7 protein-coding genes are annotated in these 6,785 nt (G+C 63.0%); 2 read left to right on the top strand and 5 right to left on the bottom strand.

The features are described 5' to 3' along the window. Positions 1-510 precede the first annotated feature (510 nt). Complete coding sequence (locus tag NKI97_RS35080; RefSeq protein WP_352747133.1) at positions 511-1,128, top strand: cupin domain-containing protein; 618 nt, start codon at positions 511-513, stop codon at positions 1,126-1,128. Positions 1,129-1,461: 333 nt separating this feature from the next. Here NKI97_RS35080 and NKI97_RS35075 read toward each other — a convergent pair whose 3' ends face one another. Continuing rightward, positions 1,462-1,980, bottom strand: a complete 519-nt coding sequence (locus NKI97_RS35075) for a flavin reductase family protein (RefSeq protein WP_352747130.1) — start codon at positions 1,978-1,980, stop codon at positions 1,462-1,464. Positions 1,981-2,049: 69 nt separating this feature from the next. Here NKI97_RS35075 and NKI97_RS35070 point away from each other — a divergent pair, with 69 nt between their 5' ends. After that, positions 2,050-2,541, top strand: a complete 492-nt coding sequence (locus tag NKI97_RS35070) for a hypothetical protein (protein WP_352838571.1) — start codon at positions 2,050-2,052, stop codon at positions 2,539-2,541. Between the two features lie 192 nt (positions 2,542-2,733). Here NKI97_RS35070 and NKI97_RS35065 read toward each other — a convergent pair whose 3' ends face one another. From NKI97_RS35065 to NKI97_RS35050, 4 genes are read right to left on the bottom strand one after another with little or no spacing between them, the layout of a single operon-like run. Continuing rightward, positions 2,734-3,426, bottom strand: coding sequence for an FAD/NAD(P)-binding protein (locus NKI97_RS35065; RefSeq protein WP_352838570.1), 693 nt, complete (start codon positions 3,424-3,426; stop codon positions 2,734-2,736). Next, positions 3,423-4,598: an FMNH2-dependent alkanesulfonate monooxygenase gene (gene ssuD / locus NKI97_RS35060; RefSeq protein ID WP_352838569.1), complete on the bottom strand. Its 1,176-nt coding sequence runs from the start codon at positions 4,596-4,598 to the stop codon at positions 3,423-3,425. The genes NKI97_RS35065 and ssuD overlap by 4 nt, the downstream gene beginning before the upstream one ends. A 32-nt stretch (positions 4,599-4,630) precedes the next feature. Then, positions 4,631-5,878 (bottom strand): SfnB family sulfur acquisition oxidoreductase, encoded by a 1,248-nt coding sequence (locus NKI97_RS35055; protein ID WP_352838568.1) that lies wholly within the window; start codon positions 5,876-5,878, stop codon positions 4,631-4,633. Continuing rightward, positions 5,875-6,666, bottom strand: a complete 792-nt coding sequence (locus NKI97_RS35050; RefSeq protein WP_352838567.1) for an ABC transporter ATP-binding protein — start codon at positions 6,664-6,666, stop codon at positions 5,875-5,877. The genes NKI97_RS35055 and NKI97_RS35050 overlap by 4 nt, the downstream gene beginning before the upstream one ends. Positions 6,667-6,785 lie beyond the last annotated feature (119 nt).

The following is a 6,785-nucleotide window of genomic DNA, read 5'->3' as shown; positions in this document are numbered from 1 at the left end:
CACCACCGTGCCATGGCCGCTCGCCCCTCAGAGCAAGCGCCGTTCTCTCTCCAACACTTTTTGCAGAACCTTCAGCACACTATCCATGCGAGCCTCGACCTTGGCATTTTCCTAACATGGCGAGATGCTTGGCACCTCAGGCATTTTCGAGCGCCCGCCCGAACGGCTCTGGCTGCCATGCGCGGATCGATTTTGGACGGCTGGACCGTTGGATTCACGTCAGACACAGTAGCCAGCGGGCAAGACTGCTTCGAACTCTAAACGGGGTCGTCGGCTACCCATTTGACAACGGAGGAGCCACGCCTTGCGCTGCTGGCACTCGTCATCGCAGCCAATGCCACCGCGACGACCTAGTTCCAATACCTGAGAACTCTCCCTAGGCGATTTGGCATCATTTTCTTTGGCGGCAGGCGCTCTAGCTGGCCCGAAACTAGGTCCGTTCCGTAAGGCGGTACATATGCTATAGCTAATATTGGGGCGAGGGGACGACCATGAAAGGGAGGACCAATCATGAAGCCGCATTCCCTCAGCGCCCGTCGTATTGGCGTGCTTATATTCTCGATGCGTGCTTTCGGGCTGATGAGGTCAGCCGCAATGCCCGCAGACAGCAAATTCGCCGTCGAGCCGGTGGTTGAGAAAAAGGTGAAGGAACTGCCCTCCGGACCGTTGTACTGGCGGCTGGATAATCTGCCAACGCTGGCGCAGGCCCAAAGCGCGGCAGGCCCGACCTCGCTTGCGGCAGAGATCGCAGGCAAGGTCTGGCTGTTCACGCTTGGACCGAAGGACGGCTCTACGACCGGCGGAACCAAGGTCGTCGAGATCGGACCGATCCCTCCGATCAGCGCAAGCGAGTATTCGCTGCGTGTCAACCGCGCCGGTGGAGCGCCCGGCGTCAAGACGAAGATCCATACGCATCCGGGACCGGAGGCCTTCTATGTGCTGGCCGGCAAGCTCGGCCAGAGAACGCCCCACGGAGTGACCTATGCTGAAGCTGGCACGGCAATGATCGGACACGGGGCCAACACGCCGATGGAGGTGTTCAGCGCCGGCACAACCGATCTCGATGAGCTGGCCATCTTCGTGGTCGACGCCAATCAGCCGTTCTCGTCGCCGGCCAGCCTCGATTGAGGCGACATTTCCCGGGATGATACTTCCGCTCTCCACCTGTTGCAGACAGTCGGCGACCAGTTGACGCTAACAGGTGCATGCTGAATTCGATGGTGCTGCGAGAGAGGATTGAACTCTAGGTATCTATAATAAAATCAACTACTTACGATGAGTTTTGTAACATTGTGACGGGCGACAAAATGGCTGGGAATCACTTCTAGCCTGCGGTTCTGGCTAGACGCCAAAAGACCCGCCTCCCCTTTACTGTTTTCTCTCCAAGGCATTCTAGATCAAGCCCTAATTTGAATGCCTGGACCTTCACCGCGCCGCCAAGCACCAGGAACCGAAATACGTTTACGACGATCCGTATGCGCCGTGATGATAGATCAGCGCCGGGCCGGGCTCTCCGCTCACCACATGCCGGACGCTGCCGAGGATCAGCGCGTGGCTGTGGCGAATAATAGTATCCTCAACCGCGCAGTCGACCGCGGCCAGCGCCTCGTCGAGTGCCAGTGCGCCGCTTGCAAGGCTGGACCAGCGAGCGCCCTCGTAGCGCGCCGACCCCTTCAGGCCACCGCGCCCGGCAAAGCGGTCGGCAATCGCGATCTGGTCGGCACGCAGCACATTCACGCAGAAATGCCGATGCCGGCTGATGGCTGCCCAGGTAGACGAGTTCAGATTGATGCTGACAACCATCACCTCTGGTTCGACCGATAGGGAATGGGCGGTGGTAATGGTTGCGCCCGTCCGTTCGTCGCCAACACCGGCGGTGACCACGGAGACAGCTCCGGCCAGGTGTCGCATCGCAAATTTCAGGGGAACCCGGGTTTCCACTAAGGTTTCCAATAGGGGAACGCGTTCGGTCAGTGTCATCTGGATAGCCTCATCGTGTTTGCAGCTTCACGACGCCTTGCGACGCAACGCCGTTTGGTATCCCAACCATTGGTGAATTTCGGCGGCGATGCGCTCGGCATGTGCGGTGACTTCGGGAATTCCCATCAGTTCGCCGACGCTGCCTCGCGCCAGTGGCCCGCTGACGAAAATGCTATCGGTCGGGCGCCCGGATGTGCCTACCGCACGGCCTTGGCTGTCGGTATCCAAACCAAGACCAATCGGATCGAGCCGGACCAATCCCATCCGCTCGAGCGCCGCAATCGCCGTGTTGGTCCGCAAGATATCGGCGTGCGCCGGTCCGGTCGTCACGATCACACTGTCGAAAGCATCGACAACGAGGCTGCGTTGGCCACGCAGCCGCTGCCTGACGCGAATGCATCCGTCTACCTGTTCGGCGCCGACAATCGATGCGGCGCGATAGGAAAGCCTGCCCTCGGCAGCGCGGCGATCGAGCACGGCCGCGATCTGTGGCGCAACGCGGAAGCGATGCACATCCCACAGCGCGCGAAGATGACGCACAACCTGGCGCTGCTCGGCTAGCGGCAAGGCCTGCCAGATGGCCTGTCCCTGACGCCGGACGGCATCGAGCACCGGGTGCCAGTCTTCGCCCTGACGCTTGGCATCAAGAATCGTTACCCGGATGCGCTTGAACAGTGCCGTTGCGCTGCGTGAAGGAAGGGTCGTGAAATCACCGACTGGATCGGCCGGTATCGAGGCGTGGCTGCGCGAGCGCTAGCCATGACGTGACAGCGCGACAATGTGGCCACGATGCCCCTTGCGGTCGAGGGTCGCGATCACGTCCGCGGACGTCAGTCCGGTGCCGATGACCAGGACATGGTCATTGCGGCTGATCGCTTCCAAGCTCTCGAGGTCATAGGGATTGGCCACCAGCCCAGCTATGCCAGCCACGGACTGCATGGCCAACGGCAAGGCCGGCGGCGGATGCGTCGTCGCAATCACCACGGCGTCCGCTGCGAGCGTCCTGCCATCGGCGAGGATCAGGCTGTAGCCCTCGCCACTGCGCTCGACTGACGCGACGGCGGACCTGACATGGCGGATCGTTTTGCTGAGCAGAAAGGGCTGGAGATGGGATTCGACATAGCCGCCGAAAACACGGCGCTGCGGGTAGATCGCGCCGTTGGCGGCAATAGCCTCGACATCCCCCACAATAGCGCTGCTCTGCTGCAGCCAGTCGGCGAAGTGGCTATCCTGGCCGGAGATCAGCGTCATCCTCGAGGCCGGCACATTGATGCGGTGTGAAGGATCGGTCGTCGAATAGGCCAGACCATAGCCGAGCCTTTCGCGCGGCTCGACGACCACGATATCGGATGCACTGGCCGGCAGCAGCCGCGCCAGATGAAACGCAGTCGCCGCACCTGAAAAGCCGCCGCCGACAATCGCTATGATCGGTTCGCTGGCGCTCAAGACTGGCTCGCGCGCAGCGACGACGGGCGATGGTCGCCGGCCACCGTTTCGCCGAAGGGGCCCATGTTAACCGCCGTCGGCCGCGTCGAGATTTCGTGATCGAGCGGCAACAGCGGCAGCACCAGTTCGCCGAAGCGATAGGCTTCCTCCAGATGCGGATAGCCGGACAGGATGAAGGTATCGATGCCGATGCGCCGGTATTCGTCGATGCGCTCCGCCACCGTCGCCGCATCGCCGACCAGAGCGGTGCCGGCGCCGCCGCGCACCAGGCCGACACCGGCCCACAGATTCGGACTGATTTCGAGTTTGTCGCGACGGCCGCCATGCAGCCGGCTCATGCGCGACTGGCCGACGGAATCCATGCGCGCGAAAACCTTCTGCGCCTCGGCGATCGTCTTGTCGTCCAGGCGGCTGATCAGGCGGTCGGCATCGGCCCAGGCTTCGTCATTGGTTTCGCGAACGATGACATGCAGCCTGATGCCGAAACTCACCTGGCGTCCGGCCTTCTCGGCAAGGCCGCGCACATGGTCGACCTTGGCGGCGACGTCAGCCGGCGGTTCGCCCCAGGTGAGGTATTTGTCGATCTGCTCGGCGGCGACCGCATTGGCCGCCTCCGACGAGCCACCGAAATACAGCGGCGGATGCGGGGTCTGCACGGGCGGGAACAGCAGCCGGCCGTCCTCGATGCGCAAATGTCTGCCTTCGTAGGCAACCGTCTCGCCGCGCAGCACGGCCTTGTAGATATCGAGGAATTCCCGCGTCACCTCATAGCGCTCGTCATGGCTGAGGAAGATGCCGTCGCCCTTGTTCTCGAGCGGGTCGCCGCCGGTGACGACGTTGATGAGCAGGCGCCCGCCCGAAATGCGGTCGAGCGTCGAGGTCATCCGCGCCGCGAGCGTCGGCGACTGCAGCCCGGGACGGACGGCAACAAGAAAGCGCAACCGCTGCGTCAGCGGCGCCAGCGCCGACGCCACCACCCAGCTGTCCTCGCAACTGCGCCCGGTCGGCAGCAACGCGCCGTAGTAGCCGATGGCGTCGGCCGCCTTGGCGACCTGGGTGAGGTAGGGCAAGTCGACCGCCCTGCCCCCCTCGGAGGTGCCGAGATAGCGGCTGTCGCCATGGGTCGGGAGAAACCACAGGACCTTGATCCTGTCGGGGATGGCAATGCTCATGAATAGTCCTCTATGACTTGACGGCGTCTCGCTCAGCTCCAGGCATGGAACGGCGGATTGACGTCGTTCAGGTAGTAGTTGCCGAGGATTGCGTATTTCCAGCGCACCGGATCGTGCAGCGTGTGGGTGCGGGCGTTGCGCCAATGCCGGTCGAGATTGTGCTCGGCCAATGTCGAGCGCGTGCCCGCGAGTTCGAAAAGTCTGTTGGTGGCGTTGATGGCGATCTCGGTGGTGAGGATCTTGGATTCCGCCACAGCGATCTGCGCTTCCGCGACGGTCTTCTCGTTGGGGTCGAGCACAGCGCGATCAACCGCAGGGCCGGCCTTGTCCAGAACCGCCTCGGCCGCATTGGCCCGCAGGCGAAGGTCGCCGACCGCCTGGATCGTATAGGGATCCTGCCAGGCATGATCGACGCCGCTGTCGATCCACGCACGCGACTTAGTGCGCACGAAGTTGACGGTTTCGTCTATCGCCGCTTTGGCGATACCGAGATCGACCGCGGCCTGGATGATCTGGAAGATGGCGCCGTCGGCCGTCGGCCTGTCGTAGCCCTTGTAGCCGGGGACAAGATGCGTCTTCGGCACCTTGACATTGTCGAGCAGAACGGTGCCGGACAGTGTCGTCTTCTGGCCGAAGCTCGACCAGTCGTCGATGACAGTCAGTCCGGGCGCACCGCGGTCGGCGATGGCATACCAGGCGCGGCCTTCGTCATCGAGCGCCACGATCGGTACCAGATGGGCGAGCAGCGCGCCGCTCGAATAGAATTTCTGGCCATTGACCACGACGTGGTCGCCAGCGTCGACGAATTTGGTCTCAAAATCGGCCGCTCGCTTGGAGCCGAATTCCGAGAACGCGTTGCCGAACCGCGTGCCGGACAGAACTTCGGCGAAGAGCAGCTGCTTCTGCGCCTCGTCAGAGACGGTGCGGATGGCGGCGACGACGCCGAGATGGTTCTGCGGAATCTGGCCGAGCGACGGATCGGCCGCCGAGATGATGGCGATCACCTTCGACAGCGTCACATAGGAGAGTTCCGGTCCGCCATAGGCCTTCGGCACGTTGATCGACCACAGGCCGCTCTGCGAAAACGCATCGAGCTCTTCCTTCGGCCAGATGCGCTCGCGGTCCCGCCTGGAGGCGTCCTTGGCGAAGTCTGCGGCCAGTTTTTCCGCCACAGCGATCGCCTCGGCGTCGGTCTTGATGACATGCGCTCTGGCCGACGGACGCTCGACCGGGGGGACGGCGCTGCGGATATCGAACGGCTGCTTCGATTGGATGGTCATGCTGCGGTCTCCTGGAGAAAATGTTGCGATGGAAGCGGCGTGCCGCTGAGATAGTAGGTCTTGATGTCGTCGCGCTGGCGCAGGTCGGCGGCCGAACCTTCCAGCACGCTCTTTCCGTTTTCGAGCACGGTGGCGCGGTCGGCATATTTCAGCGTCACTGCCGAATTCTGCTCGGCGACAAGGATCGAAAGATCTTCGTCCCGATTGAGCCGCTTCAAGGCGCTAAAAATCTCGTCGACGATCAGCGGCGCCAGCCCCATCGAAGGCTCGTCCAGCACGAAGAGTTTCGGCCGCGACATCAGACCGCGGCCGATAGCCGTCATCTGCTGCTCGCCGCCGGAGGTGAGGCCGGACCGGGTTCGCCGCTTCTCGGCGAGCCTGGGGAAAAGCGCATAGACGCGGTCGAGGTCGGCCTTGACGCCGGTGCGCGAGGACGAACGCCCGAGCGCGCCGGTCAGAAGGTTCTCCTCGACCGTCAGCGAGCGGAAGCAGTGTCGGCCCTCGAGGACCTGGACCAGACCCTTGCGGACGAGGTGGGAGGGGCTTGCCCTGGAGACATCCTCGCCCTCGAAAGTGATCCGGCCAGCGGTAACGGTGCCGCGCTCGGCCGGGAGGAGATTGGATATGGCGCGTAGCAGCGTCGTCTTGCCGGCGCCGTTGGAGCCGAGCAGTGCGACGATCTCGCCTTTGCCGACCGACAGGTCGACACCGTGCAGGGCGGCGATGGCGCCGTTGTAGACGGCCTCCACGCGGGTGACCGACAGGATCGGATTTTCCGGGCTGGACATCGATGACTCCGCAATAGGCAGGAAATCGCGGCCCGCCCCTGGGCCGGCCCCCAGGTGTTTGAATTAACTTTGAGACCACATCGTAGGCCTGTTACGGCCTGGGGGTCATAAATGCCGAT

Origin of the sequence: Mesorhizobium sp. M0296 (assembly GCF_040321675.1) — a bacterium.
Lineage (GTDB): Bacteria > Pseudomonadota > Alphaproteobacteria > Rhizobiales > Rhizobiaceae > Mesorhizobium.
This window is presented reverse-complemented; position numbering and strand designations above follow the sequence as displayed.

Excerpts from the sequence above, each read along its gene's own strand:
- NKI97_RS35080 (WP_352747133.1), top strand. The coding sequence starts at position 511 with ATGAAGCCGCATTCCCTCAGCGCCCGTCGTATTGGCGTGCTTATATTC.
- NKI97_RS35075 (WP_352747130.1), bottom strand. The coding sequence starts at position 1,980 with ATGACACTGACCGAACGCGTTCCCCTATTGGAAACCTTAGTGGAAACC.
- ssuD (WP_352838569.1), bottom strand. The coding sequence starts at position 4,598 with ATGAGCATTGCCATCCCCGACAGGATCAAGGTCCTGTGGTTTCTCCCG.
- NKI97_RS35055 (WP_352838568.1), bottom strand. The coding sequence starts at position 5,878 with ATGACCATCCAATCGAAGCAGCCGTTCGATATCCGCAGCGCCGTCCCC.
- NKI97_RS35050 (WP_352838567.1), bottom strand. The coding sequence starts at position 6,666 with ATGTCCAGCCCGGAAAATCCGATCCTGTCGGTCACCCGCGTGGAGGCC.